Source organism: Actinomadura oligospora ATCC 43269 (assembly GCF_000518265.1).
Lineage (GTDB): Bacteria > Actinomycetota > Actinomycetes > Streptosporangiales > Streptosporangiaceae > Spirillospora > Spirillospora oligospora.
In genome coordinates, this window is sequence record NZ_JADG01000017.1 from 83,301 (window position 1) to 100,142 (window position 16,842).

Genomic DNA, 16,842 nt, shown 5'->3' on the forward strand with positions numbered 1-16,842 from the left:
AGACACGGGAACGGTGCGGAGCCGAGTGCTGACTCATCTCGAAAAGCCGCAAGACATAGCGGTCAACGGGGTCGATACCGGTCACCGCACCTTGGCTTGGGGGGTGCATGGAGAGCACGGTCGCGCGTCCGTTCGCGCATCTCGACACATCGCTCGTCGAAACCTATCGCCGCGTGATGCGGGTCTTCATAGCCAACAAACGGCGCTTCGTCGTGCATCTACGTCCCGAGGACGTAGCCGAGGCGCTACGGCAAGACGGCGGCCCGTCCATCAGTCAGGACGCCGTGGACGCGGCGCTGAAGTCGCTCACCGGATGGGTGAACCTTCGTTCGTCCCCGGACACGGGCCGGGTCACCACCGTGGAGGACTTCAACCGGCCGCGCCACCTCTACCAGCTGAGCCGGGAAGGCGAGGCCGCCGAGCGGGCTCTGGAGGTCTACGAGCAGGAGATCGGTCGGCGCGGTGAACTCCAGGCGGTCGCGCTGGAGGACATCCGGGTGCGACTGCGGGCTCTACGCGATCTACCGGAGCACCCCGACCCTGCGGTGGTCCACAACCTGCTGCTGGAGCTGATGGGAAGGCTCGACAGCCTGGCCGCCAACGCGAGCGCGTTCATGAGCGGACTCCAGCGCACGATCGAGCTACAGGACGTGGACGAGGAGGCGTTCCTCGCCTACAAGGACCGCCTGATCGTCTACCTGGAGCGGTTCGTCTCCGAGCTGGTCGTCAAACAACACGACATCGGCTCGACGCTGCGCGACTTGCCGACCGCGCGGGTCGCGGTGCTGCTTGCCCTCGCCGCCGAACGCGAAGCCGTCGACGCCGTGCCGGAGGGCGCCACGTCCGAGAACGCGCCAGAAACAGGCGACATCGAGGCCGGCGAGCCGATGGTCACCGTTCCGGTGGGCGAGAAGCTGGCCTTGTGGGAGAGCCGCTGGTCAGGGCTGTGGTCGTGGTTCGTCGGTGGGCGCAGTCATCCCAGTCAGTCCGACCTGCTGCGTACCCGAGCGCGCAAGGCGATCCCCGACCTGCTGGCCACCATCAGCGTGCTTCAGGAGCGGCGCGCCGGACGCAGCGACCGGTCCGCGGACTTCCGGACACTCGCCCGCTGGTTCGCCCAGGCGCCCAACGAGCAGGACGCGCACCGGCTGTGGCGGGCGGCCTTCGGCCTGTCCACCGCCCGCCACCTGACCGCCGAGAACGACACCGAGCCTGCCGATGTGCCCGCCGCGACGAGCTGGGCGGACGCTCCGGAAGTGAAGGTCTCGGCACGACTGCGGGCCACCGGTCAGTACGCCAAGCGCGGGGCGAAGAAACGGGTGCGCGACCGCTCGGCGGAGCGGCGACAGCTCGCCGCAGAGATCGCGGACGAGCGTGAGCAGATCGAGTCCGCCCGCCGGGCCCTGGCCACGGGACGACCCATCCTGCTCAGCGAGCTGGGCAAGCTCGACCGGCGCGAGTTCCGGCTGTTCCTGCGCCTGCTCGGCGACGCACTCGCCGCCGGTCCGTCGGATCCGTCTGGGACGATCCACATCCGGACGTCCGACGGCACGCTGGAAGTCACCTTGCGGCCACGCGACGGCCTGGCTGAGATCCACACCGAGGACGGCGTGCTGCGCGGTCCCGACCACGAGATCACGATCGTCGACCTGAGCAGCCCCCGCCCGGCAGCGCCGACAGAGGGTGCCCGATGAGCGGCAACCTCGCGGACGTGCTGGACGAGCGGCGCGATGACGAACGCCGCCGCGCCGTGCGCGCGCTCCTACGGAATCCGCTGCTCACCCCGCGCGATCGGGACTACGCGCTGGTCCGCAGGCACGCGGGGTACCTCGGCCAGTGGTTCCCCCGCGAGACCGGCTGGAGCCTGTACACCGACCCGGGCGTGGCGCGGCTGCGCAAGGTGCCGGGCGACCTGTCCGACGGCAGCAGGGCTGCGTCGGTGCGCGGTGGCGGAGCCCGCGCACGGCTGCCGTTCAGCCGTCGCCGCTACGTGCTGACCTGCCTGGCGCTGGCGGCACTGGAACGCGCCGAATCGCAGGTCACACTCGGCTGGCTGGTCGACCGAGTGATGGTGTTCGCCGCGGACGAGCAGATCACCGCGGCCGGGATCGTGTTCACCATGGATGACCGCGACGAGCGCGGCGACCTGGTCGCGGTCGCGCAACTGCTGCTGTCGCTGGGCGTACTGGCGAAGATCGCCGGTGACGAACAGGCGTTCGTCAACCGCACCGGCGACGCCCTCTACGACGTGGACCGGCGCGTGCTGGCCGTACTGCTCGCCACCCGGATCGGCCCATCCCTGGTGGAGACTGACGACCACGACGCGCGTCTCTCAGCGGTGACGCGCGACATGGTTCCCGACACCGAGGACGGCCGCAACCGGCAGGTCCGCCACACCATCGCACGGCGGCTGCTGGACGATCCCGTCCTGTACTACGCCGACCTCACCCCTGAGCAGCGTGCCTATCTGGACATGCAGCGCGGCCCGCTGCTCAAACGGCTCACCGAGGCGACCGGTTTCCTGGCGGAAGTGCGCGCCGAGGGCATCGCGCTGGTCGACCCGACTCACGAGGCCACCGATTTCGGGATGCCCGACGAGGGGACCGAGGGGCACGCCACGCTCCTGCTGGCCGAATACCTGTCCGGCCGACTCCGCGACGCGGCCGGTCCCACCACCGTCGCCGAGGCCGAACGCCACATGACCGAACTGATCGTCGAGCACGCCCGGCACTGGCGCAAGAACACCCGCGACCCCGGCGCCGAGCAGCCTCTCACCGCGCACGCGCTGTGGCGCCTGGAGGCTCTCGGGCTGGTCCGGGTCGAGGGCCAGATCGTGACGCCACTGCCCGCACTCGCCCGCTTCGGCTACGCCGACCCCACGATCATCGGAAAGCGAGACGACCAATGACGGCCATAGCCGACGCCGCCCCCGGTCCGGCCGAACCGGCGGACCTGCCGATCGCACGCACCTCACGCTGGCAGCCGCTACGCAGCGGCCTGGTCGACCTGTTCTACTACGACGCCCAGGAGTTCTGGTTCCGCGACGGCCGGGTCACCTTCATCGGCAACAACGGCACCGGAAAGTCCAAGGTCCTCGCGCTGACCCTGCCCCTGCTGCTGGACGGCGTCCTCACTCCGAGCCGCGTCGAGCCGGACGGCGACGCCAAGAAGCGCATGGACTGGAACCTGCTGCTCGGCGACCGGTACGACGAACGGCTCGGCTACACCTGGCTGGAGTTCGGCCGCGTCACCGAGGACGGCGAACACGCGTACCTGACGGTCGGCATCGCCCTGAAGGCCGTCGCCGGACGCGGCATCACCGACCACTGGTTCTTCCTCACCTCCCAGCGGATGGGCCGGGACCTGTTCCTCATCGGCCCGACCGGGACGACACTCACCCGCGACCGCCTCACCGAGGCGATCGGCCCGCACGGCCAGGTGACACAGACCGCCGAACGGTACCGGCGGATGCTGGACGAGCACCTGTTCCGACTGGGTGAGGAACGCTACGACGCCCTGGTCAACCTGCTGATCCAGCTCCGCCAACCCCAACTGTCCAAGCGTCCGGACGAGAAGCGACTGTCGACGGCCCTGTCGGACGCCCTCACACCGGTCGACCAGGCAGTGCTCAGCGACATCGCCACCGCCTTCCACGACCTGGAACAGCAGCGCAAAGAGCTGAAAGACCTCCGTGACACCCGCCGCCACGTATCCCGGTTCCTGCAGCGCTACCGCCACTACGCACAGGTCTCAGCGCGCCGACAGGGGCGTGAGCTCCGCACGGCGCACAGCGGTTTCGAGAACGTCCAGCGTTCCCTGGCCGGCCTACGTGAGGAGATCACGGAGGCTGACACCAAAGAACGGCAGGCGAGCGAGCGCATCGAGGAGTCCCGGACCGAGCGGGCCGAACAGAACGCGGCCCGGGAGGAGCTCAGCTCCGACCCTCGGCTGAAGAACCTCGCCGACGCCCAGCGCTACGCCGAGCAGGCCGAACAGGACGCCGCGCGCGCCCGTGGAACAGCCAAACGCGCCGAACGGACCCGCGCCGAACGGCAAACCCGCCACGACGCCGCCACGCGCGCCGCCGAGTCCAGCGGCACGGCCCTGGACGAAGCGCGCGTGCTCGCCACGAACGTCGCCCACCACGCCGGAGTCGCCGGACAGCACGCGGAGATCGTTCTCAATCCGCCGAGCGAGGAGGTTCTGCGCAGGGCCAAGCAGCGCACCACCTCGATCGCCGATTCCCGCGACGAGGCCATCCAGCACGTCACCGCCCTGGCGGGCAAGGCCATCGCCGCGGAGGCCGAACTCAGCCAGGCGCGGCGGACCCTGACCGAGCGCGAAGCCGACCGCGATGCCGCAGCCGGCGCACTCGGCGAAGCCCAGGACACGCTCATCGACCGGATCGGCGAGCACGTCGGGGAGTGGCGTGACTACGGGCGATCGCTCGCCGAGCTGACCGTCCCCGACCCCGACGATGTCGGCCTGGCCGACTGGGCCGAGACCCTGGACGGCCCGCATCCGCTGGTCCATGCGTTGCGCCAGGCCGCAGACGGCACACGGGAAATGCTGGTCACCGCCCGCGCCGAAGCGAATGCTCGCACCGCCAACGCGCAGAGCGAGCTGGAGGAGCTGACCTCCGAACGTGAGCGGCTCGTCTCCGGAGCCGATGAGCCCCCGCCCGCCCCGCTTACCCGAGGATCCGGCACGCGCACCGGTCCAGGCGCCGCGCTGTGGCAGGTCGTGGACTTCGCACCTGGCCTGGAAGCGCCCGAACGCGCCGGACTGGAGGCGGCACTCGAGGCGTCGGGCTTGCTGGACGCCTGGCTCACCCCTGACGGCCGCCTGGTGAACGCCGACGCCCACGACATGGTCGTCCTGCCGGGCGCTCCCACGGCGCGACCGCTGACCGACGTGCTCACCGTCGCCATCGACCCCGACGACGTACAGGCCACCGCACTGTCACCGGAGACCGTGACGGCCGTCCTGGCCGGGATCGGCCTGGGCGAGCAGGACACGACCGCATGGGTCGAGCCGTCCGGCCGCTGGCGGGTCGGCCCGCTGCGCGGTGCGTGGACCAAGGACGCCGCAGCCCATGTCGGAGCCGGCGCCCGGGAAGAGGCACGCAGACGCCGGCTCGCCGAACTCACAGAGTTGATCACCCGCGCCGAGCGTTCCCTCACAGACGCGCTCAGTGCCGTGCAGCAGATCGACCTTCGTCGTCGGGCGCTTGAGGCCGAGCTACGGCGCGAGCCGTTCGATCAGCCGCTGCGTGACGCCCACGGCGCCGTGACGGGAGCAGCGGGGTCGCTCGCCCGCGCCGCCGAGCGCGTAGACCGATCGGCCGAGGCCGTCGAATGGGCTCAACATGACCTCTCCGCCGCTCTCGCCCAGCGCGACCAGGTGGCGGCCGATCTCGCGCTGCCCGGCGACCCGGCGGGCCTCACCGAGGTGTCCGCCGCGCTGACCGACTACCGCCAGGCCATGATGGACCTGCTCTCAACGGCTCGCCGACACTCCGACCGCCTCACCGAAGTCCAGACCTGGACCGCCGAGTTCGTGGCCGCTGCCGAGGCCGCGGCGGAGGCCAACGAGGAGACGCGGAGCGCGGCGGAACGCGCCGCCGAGGAGCGCGGTCGATTCGAGGCCCTGCGCACGTCGATCGGAGCCTCGGTCGAGGAGTTGCGCGACCGGCTGGAACGGACCCGCCGGCGGATCACCGAACTCGACGGCATCATCACGGAACTCGAAGGCGAGCACCGCCGAGCGAGTGAGAAGCGCGCCCGGGCGCAGGGCCGAGAGGAGCAGTTGGCTGAACAACTCGGCCAAGCGGCCAGGCAGCGCGACCGCGCCGTCGACGAACTCCGGCGGTTCGCCGACACCGGGCTGTTCGTGGTGGCCTGCGACGATCTGCCGATCCCCGACCCGGCCGAGACATGGGCCGCCGATCCCGCCGTCCGCCTCGCCCGGCGTCTGGAGGATCGCCTGCGGGACGTCGAGGACGGGGACGATGCCTGGCGTCGAATCCAGGACGAGATCACGCGCTCCTACACCGACCTGAACGAGGCTCTCAGCAGGAACGGCCACCACGCCCACGCGGGGCTGACCGACTGGTTCGTGGTCACCGTGACCTTCCAGGGCCGCGAGCGCACACCGACCGAGTTGACCGACCTGCTCGAAGGCGAGATCGGTTACCGCGAGCGGATGCTCACCGCCAAGGAACGCGACCTACTGGAAGAGCATCTGGTCAACGACGTCGCCAGCCACCTCCAAGAGCTGATCGGCGAGGCCGAGGAACAGGTCGGATTCATGAACAGCGAACTGGAGGAACGCCCGACCTCCACCGGTATGCGGCTGAGGTTGCGCTGGGAACCGCTGTCCGAGTCCGACGGTGCACCGATCGGACTGGCCGAGGCCAGAGCCCGTCTGCTGCGGCAGGGCTCCGACCTGTGGTCTCCGGCCGACCGCGCGGCCGTCGGCGACTTCCTCCAACACGAGATCGAGCGAGTGCGGACCAAGGACGAGCACGGCACCTGGCAGGACCACCTGCGCAAGGCACTGGACTACCGCGCCTGGCACCGCTTCGTCATCGAGCGGCACCAGGACGGCCGCTGGCGCAGCGCACTGGGACCGGCCTCCGGCGGTGAACGCGTCCTCACTGTGTCGCTGCCGCTGTTCGCCGCCGCTGCCGCGCACTACAGATCCGCACATCCCCATGCTCCGCGCATGGTCGCGCTCGACGAGGCATTCGCAGGTGTCGACGACGACGCGCGCCGAAAGTGCCTCGGGCTGCTGACCACCTTCGACCTGGACGTGGTGATGACCTCCGAACGCGAGTGGGGCTTCTACGACACCGTCCCCGGCCTGGCAGCCCACCAGCTCCGCCGTCGGGACGGCATCGACGCCGTCCACGTCACCACCTGGGAATGGGACGGGAGCACACCCGTCCGAGCCGACCGCGAAACCCGCTCACGTCCGCCTACAACCCGCCCGAGTCTCGATGAGACCAGCGCCGGGTCGGACACGGATGCGGGCCCGGACGATGACTCGCTGTTCTGAGCGGGGGGCATATGGACGTCGATCTCCCCAGGCTTCGCCGCACGCTCGGCGCGCCATCACTCGACCGTCTGGTGCGCAGACTTGCCCGGCGGATCGAACTCGGCCGTCCGCTCACCGGATCGTTGGTGCTGGATTCCCCGTCCGCCGACGAGATCAAGGCACTGCGGTCCCTGCTGGGCTCGGGCCGACTCCGCGCCGCGGCAACGGTGACCGTCGACCTGGACCGGCTCTCGGGCGTGCTCGCCGACGCGGGCATCGCCACCGACCTACCCGCCGCCGTCGAGGCACTGGTCGGCTCGATCACGCCACGCGAGCAGGTCCGTGCCACTGACCGTCTCGCCCATGAGGCGATGTTCGCCACGCTGGCGACGAGCAGGCATGCGGAGTCCGGCTGGTACAGGCAGTGGACGAAGAGCCTGGACCGCGAGGGCGCTCTCACCCGAATGCTCCGTCGCGGCGACACTCGACTTCTCGCCGCGGCCGTCGCCGTCCTGGACACGCTCCCCGCCTCGGGACTGCCGCTCCCGGTGGTAGCCGAGCGCGCCACCGGCGACACAAAGGCGTTGTCCAGCACACCGCTGGCCACCCTGGTCCTGCGTGCGCTGGCGGTTCGGGCAGGTGTTCCGGTCCCGCGTGGATCCGAGGCAGAGCGCCGGTTGTGGGAGTCGGCGGGAGTCCTTACCGACGACCTGTCCAGCCAGGTTCTGGTGTTGGGGCTACACGCGGAGCCTGGCGCGCCACTGGCGGGTTGGCTGACCGAGGCCGCCCACCGTCGCACCCCGTTCCGCGTCACCCTGCACCAGCTGGTCACCATGCCGCCCGTGCCCAAGGCGGCCGAGGTCTATGTGTGCGAGAACCCCTCAGTCCTGCGCGCAGCCGTCGCCGAGCCGCCGGGCGCACCACTGATCTGTACCGAGGGAGTCCCGTCGGCCGCCTGTCACCGCCTGCTGGAAGCCGTGCGGAACACCGGGGCGGCCATCCGATGGCGCGGCGACTTCGATTGGACGGGCCTGCGCACCACGACGATGGCGATCGACCGCTACGGCGCCGTCCCCTGGCGGATGACCTCCGATGATTACGACACCGCGCTGGGGGAGGGTGAGTCCGAGCCGCTGCGAGGTTCCCCGGCCGCGAGCCCCTGGGATCCCGACCTGGAACAACGTCTGCACGCCACCGGCAGGGCGGTCATGGAGGAACGCCTCATCCCCCTCCTCCTCGCCGACCTCACCCGGGAGTGAGCCGACCCGATTGTCGCGATATGCACCCTTGGCGCCAATTACGCTTTTCTGACGACCGTCAGGTATCCGAAAACTTGGCGAATATCCCCGTTTACGTTGCCCTTGGCCGGGCCCTGCGGGAGGATCTTCCATAGTCCGCTCGATTCCGAGCGGGCATCGCGGCCTCAACGCGGAAGGGCCGACACTCCAGCACCTGCGGGAACAGGCGCTAATCCGAAGTGTCGGCCCTCCACGCACCGCCGCGACCGGTCCTTAACGAGTCGTCACGGAGGTACGTTCGTGCGCGAGTGTACTATTCACGCCCCCATGGTCGTGGCCCACCCCCTCATCACAGGGTCGGCCCTTCCTGGCCAGAGGTTCATCTCCCAGGGCAGCATCTCAACGACGATCCTGCTCTGGAGCGTCCTCGGTCCGGTCGCCGTCTCTCTCGGGATGGTCGCCCTGATCGGCCTGATCGCATGGCGGACGCACGTCAGGGGCGACGTCGAGCGCAACATCCGCGTCCTGGAGATCCTGGTCGGCGTTCTCCCGTGGTACCGCGGCCGTCGCCCCTCCCCCAGGACGCGGAGGCCGGCCAAGTCCGTCACCGCACGGAAGCGGCGCAGCTGATGGCCGCCGTCGGACGCAGGCCCGCCGCTGCGGAAGGAACCTGCTCAGAGAAGGAATGCCGTCGGCCCACACGGTTCCGTGTCCACGTGCGGACGCCGGCCGAGCGCGACAGGACGGACTCCTGGACCACGGGCTCCTGCGGTGCCCATCTCGTCGACACCATCCAGCGGTTGGCGAGCAGGGCGCACGAACGGAGGCGCGATCCCGCCTATGTCACGGTTTACGCCACGACGGAGGCGCACTCCCCCGATGGCGGCGGCCCCGGCTCCCGCATTGAGGAACTCACGGTGGGCACCTTCCTGGTGTAAGGCTGAGCCGGAAGCCCCACAAGACGGCATTCAAACCCGTCATAACTGGCGATATCCGGCCAGCCCGCCCCGCCTTCCCCCATCGCGCCTTTTCTCGATACTGAAGGCTCCGCGACCGGAGGAAGGCGGGGCACCATGGAATTCCAGCTGGGTCTGTTCTCCCCCAACACCGAATCAGGGCTGGCCATCACCACCGTTCCCGAACGGTGGCACGCCACCTGGGACAACAATCTGCGGCTCGCCATGCTCGCCGATCGCGCGGGGCTCGACTTCCTGCTCCCGGTCGCGCGCTGGATCGACTGGGGACCCGACACCGCCTTCCATCGCAGCGCACTCGACCCGCTGGTATGGGCCTCGGGTCTACTGGCCGCAACCCAGCGGCTCCGGGTGTTCAGCACAGTGCACACCGCGTTCCATCACCCCGTCGTCGCCGCCAAGCAGTTGGCCACGCTCGACCAGGTCGGAAAGGGTCGAGCCGGGCTCAACATCGTCGCGGGATGGCACGCCCCCGAATACGCGATGTTCGGCCTCTCCCTGCCATCCGACCACGACACGCGATACGCCTACGCGCAGGAATGGTGGGACATCGTCCAACGCATCTGGACGAGTACCGCCCCCTTCGACCATGACGGCCGTTTCTTCCACCTGCGTGGCGTGGTCGGCGCACCCGGCCCGTACGACGGGAACAAGGTGCTGACCATGAACGCCGGGTCGTCCCAGCAAGGACGGTCGTTCGCCGCCCGCAACGCCGACCACGCCTTCACCGTCGTCGGAGGCCCGGAGGACGGCTCCGACATCGTCAAGACGATCAAGGCGGATGCCGAGGCGCTGGGCCGGTCCGTGGGCGTCTTCACGCTCGGCCACGTGGTCTGCAGGCCCACCCGGGCCGAGGCCGAGGACCGGCTGGCCTACTACGCCGACGCACACGCCGACTGGCCCGCCGTGGACGAGGTCATGCGCCTGCAGGGACTGCACGCACAGTCCTTCACGCCCGAGATGCTCCGCACCTACCGCGGACGGTTCGCCGCCGGTCACGGCAGCTGCCCGCTGGTGGGCACCCCCGACGACGTCGCCGACGCCCTCGCCGGGTTCGCCGACGCCGGGTTCGACGGGATCGCGCTGTCCTTCCTCGACTACGCCGACGAACTCGGCTACTTCGCTGCCGAGGTGCTGCCTCGCCTGGCCGCCCTCGGTGTCCGCCCGTCCGCCGCCGCGCCCAGACCCGAGAGCGACTCGCCATGACCGCATCCCCTCCCCCCGTCCCCCCACTGTCGAACTACCAGCGCGCCGTCAGTTCCAGCGTCGAGGTCCTGCACGACAAGGTCGAACCGTATGCCGTGGGCCACGACCTCCAGCTCAGGGAACCTGGCATTCCCCTGGACGGGATGGTCAACGCCCTCGGCATCGGGGACGTCAACCTGGTGTGGGTCCGCTACGGCGGCGGCGGGGTGATCGTCGACACCCCGCCCGTCGAAGCCGAGTTCGCCATGTGCGCCCCCCAGGCCCCCATGGACGTGGAGTACCGCAAGTCCGGCCGCAAGGACACCGTGGACGGGCTCCTCGTCCTCTCCCAGGACGAGGCCATGCGGATGAGTCCGCACCCCACCCTCGGATGCCTCGTCATGGCCACCACTACCGAGCGCCTCACCCGGCATCTGTCCGACCTCCTCGGCCGTCCCGACCACGGCCCTGTACAGATCCACCCGGAACAGGGCGACGCGATCATGTCTGCGGCGCTCGTCGAGCAGACCTGGCGGCATGTGTGCCTCGTCCTCAATGACTTCGTGGCGGGGGGCACGCTCAATCCGCTGGCCGCCCGCGCCATGGAGGAGACTCTCCTCAACGCGGTCCTGCTCGGCCTGCGACACAGCGCGACCTCCACCATCGCCGAACAGCCGGTGAACCGCCGCCGCCATCACCTCGTGCCGTTCATCGAGGATTGGGTCCAAGCCCACCACCACGAGGCCGTCGGTGTCACCGACATCGCCGCCGCAGCGGGCATAGGCGTCCAGCAACTCCGGGTCATCTGCCGTGGTGAATGGGGAGTCACCCCGGTCCAGTACCTGCGCGGCGTCCGCCTCGACCACGCTCGCACCGCCCTGCTCAAGGCCGTCCCAGAACCCGGCACGATCGCCGCCGTCGCCACAGCGGCCGGATACCTCCACAAGGGCCGCTTCGCCATCCACTACCGAGAGCGCTTCGGCGAACTGCCGAGCCAGACTCTCCACGGCCAGGCGGGCAGTTCGATATACCCCCGCATCGGCTGACCGGGCCTTACTCCTGTCGCACTCTGTTGGGCTTGGGATTGCTCCGGCTGCAGTGACGTTGGTGTGCCCTTGGCCCGAGGAGTGCCGGGCCAAGGGCCGCGTCGGTCAGTGGCCGCAGATGTGTTGGTGTTCTAGTTCGAAGGGGATCACTCCGGTCGTGGCGGGGGTCACCTCCAGGATGAGTTCGCCTGCGCGGTAAACCGGGCGGACGAAGTCGTGGGTGGTCAGGACGGTGTCGGGCGGGAGGGGGCCGCCTAGTGGGTCGATGCGGTCCACTACGCCGGTCGCCTCGGCTTCTGCCAGGGTCAGCGTTCCGCGGAGGAGGTGCTGGCCGGGGAAGCGGACGGCTCGGCCCTCGCGGCGGTGGGCGGCGAGGGCCTCGCTGGCACCGGGTGCGTGCTCGTCTGGGCCGGTGACCTGGCCGTCCTCGGCCACGGCCGCACCCTGGGCGAGGAACGCCATGGTCGCTGTGGCGGCGGTGGCCGGGTCCAGTTCCACCGATGCGGCGTGGTGGGCCTGGCCGTGGCGGACGGGGTGGGTGCAGAGCAGGATCGGCTCCGGCACGGCGTCCAGGATCATCCGTTCCAGAGCTGAACGGTCGCGGTGACCCGCGTCCACACCCAGGACGGTCATCGGACGTCGACGAAGATCGGGTTGGCGTAGCACCACAGGTCGTCCCAGGGGGCTGCCGCGCCCTGGACGTCCATCATCGGCTCGAGCCCGTTCGAGCGCTTGCCGTCGGTGCCGCGCAGCCGCACGTAGAACGGCTCGCGGACGTTACGGAAGCGGTGTTCGAAGTGCAGGACGGAGGCGTGCCCGCGCGGGGTGAACGACTCGACCACCGACACCTGCGGGTTGGTGAAGGAGTCGCGGTCGGCGGCGGGGCCGGTCACCGCGCCGCGGATGAGGTCGAGGCGGGCCAGCCGGGGGATCTCGCCAGAGGCGTTGGGGGTGGTGGCCGTCCGGACCGTGACGCGGACGGTGACGTTCGCGCCGCGCCGGACGGTGATCCGCCCGCCGAGTGTGGCGGGGTGGCCGCCGCCCTCGCCGTGCACGCGCACGTCCAGGTCCGACACCAGGCCGCCCATCGCGACCCACACGCGGCCCTGGCGGATGGCCTCCATGACGCCGCGGAAGGTGGGCGAGGTCGCGCCGACGACCGTGCGGCTGAACTGGCCGGGCCAGAAGTCGGCGTAGGTGTGCGGCGTGCCGGTGTCGACCGGGTCGGGGTAGCGGCCGTGCGCGTCGTACCAGCCGTCCGGGACCGAGGGCGAGGCGAGCGTGCTGCCGGTGGCGCTGTGGACGTCGGAGTTGCTGGTGATCCACCAGCCGCGGCCCTCGGCGAGCATCGCGTCCCAGAGTCCGCCCAGCTTGGCGGTCATCCAGTCGAAGCCGCCGAACGTCCGGTAGGACTCCGACGGCCAGCCCGTCCAGGAGTCGGTGCCGGGCGCGTTGCCGTAGCCGCCGCGGTGCCCGCCGTCGTTCTGCGCGCCCGGCGAGCCCTCCATGCCGACGGCGATGTGCGGGGCGGTGTCGCGGTAGTTGCGGAACTCGTGCGGCGAGTAGCGGCCGTTGCGGCTCGGGTGGTTGGCGATCATCAGGGCGGAGTCGATGGCGCCCCGGTCGATCTGGCCCGACATCCAGCGCAGCCCGGCCAGCGCGGTCGCCTCGTTGGCCGGCGAGGTGTGGTTGGTGCCGTTGATGTTGCCGTCGAACAGCTTCTCGAAGGCGCGCAGGGCGGTGAGCTCGTCCCGGGCGGCGTCGAAGAAGACCGTGGCGTGCTCGCCGGACGGAACGTTCCACTCCAGGCCCTGCCAGAGCAGCATCGACGGGTTCGCCCGCCGGGCCCGCAGGACGTCGGCGTAGGTCTGCTCGACGGCGAACTTCTCGTGCGCCACGTGCCCGTGGTCGGTGATGACCATCCAGTCCAGGCCGTTCTCGCGGCCTGCGGCGACCTGCTGCGCGACGGTGTGCATCGCGTCGTAGCTGGACTGGGTGTGGACGTGGTGGTCCCCGGCGAGCCAGCGCAGGCGGCGCGGGTCGGGGACGGCCGGCCGGTGCTTCGGCTCGGCGGACGCGGACGCGGGCGTGGCCAGCACGCCGGCGCCGGTCGCCGCCACCCCCACCAGCCCGAGCCGTTGCAGGAACCGGCGGCGCGCCAGGTCCCCGGGCGGCAGCTCGGCGTCGGGCACCGTCGCGTCCGCGTACGGCTCCTGGTGGTGCTGATGGTGGTGGTGGTGTCCCACGTGCCCTCCTCGTTGACAAACCCGCGTGGGACAGAACCTAGACACGTGAAACGACGGCCAAGGGTACGAAAGGTGACTATTCATCGAAGATCATCCGATATGAGGGCGGGGTTCACCTTCGAGTCACGCGGGGACGTGACGCTGCGCACCATGATCAGAACGCGCATCGTGGCGACGCTCGCCGCGGCCACCGCCGTCCTCGCCGCCGCACTCCCCGGGACGGCCACGGCCGACACCCTCCGGCTCGGCCCCTGGAAGCAGACCGGGAGCGTGGCCCGCCCGTCGGCCACCAGCAACCAGGGCCTCGCCACCGTCCGGGGCAAAGGGCTCTACTACACCGGGAACGGCACGGTTCCGGACGAGCTGAAGACCGCGGGCTGGGGCCACGTCGGCGACCCCGACTCCGCGCGCGGCCACGTCTTCGACGCCTACCAGTGGACCGCCGCCGACCCCACCGCCAAGATGTTCCTCGTCACCACGCCCGGCGGCGCGCGTTACCGGTACGTCCACCCGCTGGCGCCCGGCGAGATGATGAACAACTCCTACGCGGCCGTCACGCCGAACGGCCAGTGGCTGGTCAGCGGCGAATGGGGCACGATGAACCGGCTCCTGGTGCTGCCGACGCCCGTCCTGAACCCGCGGACCCCGCGCACGGGCGGCACGCTCCCGCTCGCCGGTCAGATCACGCTGGACCGACCCGTCCGCGACGTCCAGGGCTGCGACTTCGTGACCGCGACCTCGCTGGTCTGCGCGACCGACGACACCGGCACCGACCTGTTCCCGACCACCAAGCAGCTGCTGCGGATCACCCTGTCCGAGCCGCTGCGCGGACGGGACGTCACGGCCACGGTGACCTCGCTCGGCCAGGTTCCGCTGGTCAGCGCCTGCTCCGGCGAGTTCGAGACCGAGGGCGTCGACTACGACAAGACCAGTGGACGCCTGCGCGTCGCGGTCGTCCCGCCGAGCCCCTGCGACGTCGACACGACGATCTACACCTTCCAGCGCTGACCTCCTCCGCACGTGTTCTCCCGGAGGCCACCACGCGGGACGATCCCGCGTGGTGGCCTCCGACTCCGGTGGATCAGCCGAGCGGGAGACGCTGGACGCCGGTGTAGTTGGTACCGGCGAACAGCCAACGGCCGTCGCCGCTGGTCACCAGGGAGGACGTGGCGGGACTCGGCAGGCCCTTGCTGATGTCACGCCAGGTCACGCCCGCGTCGTCGCTGCGCCACACACCCGTGCGGCCACCATCGCCCGTCCACGCGGCGAACAGGGTGCCCGGACGGCTCGGGTCGGCGATCACCTGCTTCAACGTGCCACCGTCGGCGGGCTGGACGGTGGTGAAGGTCGCGCCGCCGTCGGTGCTCAGCCGCAGGTCCGAGCCGCCCGTGACGACGCGCTTCGGGTCGCGGGGGTCGACGAAGACCTGCGGTGAGGGGTCCTCGCTCACCGAGGTGAAGGTGCGTCCGCCGTCATCGGAGCGCATCAGCCCCTCGCGCGTGCCCACCCAGACCCGCTGCGGATCGCGCGGATCCCCGGCCATGGACGAGTAGGGCGCGTCGGGAAGGTTCGCCGTCCACCAGGTCGCGCCCTCGTCCTCGCTGCCGCGCATCTGCCAGCCGTTGAACGAGAAGTACAGGACGAGCACGCGGCGCGGGTCGGCCGGATGCACGAGCAACGCGGTCGGGTTGCCGCCGGAGCCGATGACGCTGTTCCTGGTCCAGGTCGCGCCGCCGTCGTCGCTGCGGTAGATCCCGGTGGCCAGGCCGTTCTCCTCGGCCCGCCAGACCGTCCGCGGCGACCGGGACGACACCCCGATCTTGGGATAGGCGTGCAGGGTGTCGGAGGTGACGCGCGTCCAGCGGCGGGTGGCCTCGGTGACGTTGCCCGTGGGCAGCGCCGTGTGGAACAGGTCCCAGATCCCGGTGGAGACCAGCAGCTCCCGGCCGCTCGGATCACGCGAGGTCAGCAGGTGCGTGGCCGTCTCGCTCGGCACGCCGACCGGACGGTAGTCGCGGCCGTTGGTGGTGCTGAACACGCCGTTGTAGCCGTCGGAGACCAGCGTGGTGCCGTGCGCGCCGCCCATCGGCGCGACCTCGCCCACGCCCTTGCCCGGAATCGGCACGTTCCAAGTGGCGAAGGACCGGCCGCGGTCGCGGCTCACGTAGATCTTGTTCGCGGTCGTGACGAACACGTCGTCGCCGAAGATCTGCGGCCCGTAGAGGTTGGCGGCCTTGTCGGTGACGAGCGTCCGCCAGGTCTTCCCCTGGTCGGAGGTGCCGTAGAGCGCGTGGCCCGCCGTCACCACCACGCCCCAGTCGGCCGCGGCGACCTCGTCGACGTCCTGCCGCCCCACCTGCCCGAGGCGCTCGGGGACGGGGACGGCGCCGTTGATCCCCCGGATCACCCAGAGGTCCTGGCCGGGCGCGGCCGTCGTGGCGTACAGGTCGTCGCCGACCAGGCTGAGCATCCGCTTGGGCATCGGCGCGGCCATGCTCTCGCGCGCCCACGGCCGCCGGATCTCCCGCCAGTCGTCCCCGCCGTCGGTGCTCACCCCGATCGTGTCGAGGCCCTCGGTGACGACGGTCCGTCCGGACACCGCGAGCTGGAGCGGGCCGTCCTGGGTGTCGTGGCGCAGCGTCCGCCAGGTCTCACCCCGGTCGGTGCTGCGCATCAGCCAGCCCTCGTAGGTCCCGAAGCCGGACCCCTTCGCGACCAGCAGGTACATCCGCCGGGGGTCGGCGGGGTCGACGACGAAGGAGCGGGTCGAGCCGTACAGCTTCGGGACGGTGTCACGCAGCCGCCAGTGCGCGCCGCGGTCCTCCGAGAGCCAGAGCAGCTGCGGCGAGTCGGTCATGAGGGCGAGTTGGTTGGGGTCGCGGGGCGACAGGCCGATGGACCCGCCGACCGAGTCCGGTCCCACCGCCTCCCAGCTGGTCTCCGGCCTGGACTGGACGGCCTGGTCGGCCCGCGCCGCGCTCGTCCCGGACACGGCGAGCGCCGCCCCGGTCACGACGGCGGCGAGCCGCACGATGACGTTCCGTCTCACGCGATGGTCTCCTTCAGGGGGATGATCATCAACGCCCCGAGCCTGATCGACTACTTCCCAGTAGGG

11 protein-coding genes are annotated in these 16,842 nt (G+C 70.6%); 8 read left to right on the forward strand and 3 right to left on the reverse strand.

Translation table 11 applies throughout. The features are described from left to right. The first annotated feature begins 107 nt into the window (after positions 1–107). The 7 genes from P696_RS48050 to P696_RS0125480 all read left to right on the forward strand — a co-directional run bounded on the left by P696_RS48050 (position 108) and on the right by P696_RS0125480 (position 11,481). The gene (locus tag P696_RS48050) at positions 108–1,694 is read left to right on the forward strand and encodes a TIGR02677 family protein (RefSeq protein ID WP_051468166.1); all 1,587 of its coding nucleotides are present in this window, start codon (positions 108–110) and stop codon (positions 1,692–1,694) included. Further along, positions 1,691–2,908 carry a TIGR02678 family protein gene (locus P696_RS0125450; protein WP_026414535.1) on the forward strand — a complete coding sequence of 406 codons (1,218 nt, stop codon included), beginning with the start codon at positions 1,691–1,693 and terminating at the stop codon, positions 2,906–2,908. Before P696_RS48050 ends, P696_RS0125450 begins: the two co-directional genes overlap by 4 nt. Then, on the forward strand, positions 2,905–7,059 hold the full coding sequence (locus P696_RS48055; protein ID WP_051468167.1) for a TIGR02680 family protein: 4,155 nt from the start codon (positions 2,905–2,907) through the stop codon (positions 7,057–7,059). Before P696_RS0125450 ends, P696_RS48055 begins: the two co-directional genes overlap by 4 nt. 71 nt (positions 7,060–7,130) lie before the next feature. Further along, positions 7,131–8,297, forward strand: coding sequence for a TIGR02679 family protein (locus tag P696_RS0125460; RefSeq protein WP_245627808.1), 1,167 nt, complete (start codon positions 7,131–7,133; stop codon positions 8,295–8,297). A gap of 306 nt (positions 8,298–8,603) precedes the next feature. Beyond that, complete coding sequence (locus tag P696_RS0125465; RefSeq protein ID WP_026414537.1) at positions 8,604–8,906, forward strand: hypothetical protein; 303 nt, start codon at positions 8,604–8,606, stop codon at positions 8,904–8,906. Positions 8,907–9,349: 443 nt separating this feature from the next. Next, the gene (locus tag P696_RS0125475; protein ID WP_026414539.1) at positions 9,350–10,456 is read left to right on the forward strand and encodes an LLM class flavin-dependent oxidoreductase; all 1,107 of its coding nucleotides are present in this window, start codon (positions 9,350–9,352) and stop codon (positions 10,454–10,456) included. Further along, positions 10,453–11,481, forward strand: a complete 1,029-nt coding sequence (locus tag P696_RS0125480; RefSeq protein ID WP_026414540.1) for an AraC family transcriptional regulator — start codon at positions 10,453–10,455, stop codon at positions 11,479–11,481. Before P696_RS0125475 ends, P696_RS0125480 begins: the two co-directional genes overlap by 4 nt. A 105-nt stretch (positions 11,482–11,586) precedes the next feature. Here the strand turns inward: P696_RS0125480 and P696_RS52975 are convergent, their stop codons facing one another. Both P696_RS52975 and P696_RS0125490 read right to left on the reverse strand, forming a co-directional pair. After that, positions 11,587–12,099 carry a hypothetical protein gene (locus P696_RS52975; RefSeq protein WP_157429911.1) on the reverse strand — a complete coding sequence of 171 codons (513 nt, stop codon included), beginning with the start codon at positions 12,097–12,099 and terminating at the stop codon, positions 11,587–11,589. 11 nt (positions 12,100–12,110) lie between these two features. Next, positions 12,111–13,727: a PHP domain-containing protein gene (locus P696_RS0125490; protein WP_245627809.1), complete on the reverse strand. Its 1,617-nt coding sequence runs from the start codon at positions 13,725–13,727 to the stop codon at positions 12,111–12,113. Positions 13,728–13,877: 150 nt separating this feature from the next. Between P696_RS0125490 and P696_RS0125495 the strand changes: the two genes are divergently transcribed. After that, positions 13,878–14,735, forward strand: a complete 858-nt coding sequence (locus tag P696_RS0125495) for a hypothetical protein (protein ID WP_026414542.1) — start codon at positions 13,878–13,880, stop codon at positions 14,733–14,735. Between the two features lie 73 nt (positions 14,736–14,808). On the opposite strand, the gene P696_RS0125500 is transcribed toward P696_RS0125495, so the two are convergent. Then, a complete protein-coding gene (locus tag P696_RS0125500; protein WP_026414543.1) occupies positions 14,809–16,776 on the reverse strand; it encodes a hypothetical protein in 1,968 nt (655 codons plus the stop codon). Positions 16,777–16,842: the final 66 nt, after the last annotated feature.

Coding starts and splice junctions, on each gene's coding strand:
- P696_RS0125475 (WP_026414539.1), top strand. CDS start 9,350: ATGGAATTCCAGCTGGGTCTGTTCTCCCCCAACACCGAATCAGGGCTG.
- P696_RS48050 (WP_051468166.1), top strand. CDS start 108: ATGGAGAGCACGGTCGCGCGTCCGTTCGCGCATCTCGACACATCGCTC.
- P696_RS0125495 (WP_026414542.1), top strand. CDS start 13,878: ATGATCAGAACGCGCATCGTGGCGACGCTCGCCGCGGCCACCGCCGTC.
- P696_RS0125450 (WP_026414535.1), top strand. CDS start 1,691: ATGAGCGGCAACCTCGCGGACGTGCTGGACGAGCGGCGCGATGACGAA.
- P696_RS0125480 (WP_026414540.1), top strand. CDS start 10,453: ATGACCGCATCCCCTCCCCCCGTCCCCCCACTGTCGAACTACCAGCGC.
- P696_RS0125465 (WP_026414537.1), top strand. CDS start 8,604: ATGGTCGTGGCCCACCCCCTCATCACAGGGTCGGCCCTTCCTGGCCAG.
- P696_RS48055 (WP_051468167.1), top strand. CDS start 2,905: ATGACGGCCATAGCCGACGCCGCCCCCGGTCCGGCCGAACCGGCGGAC.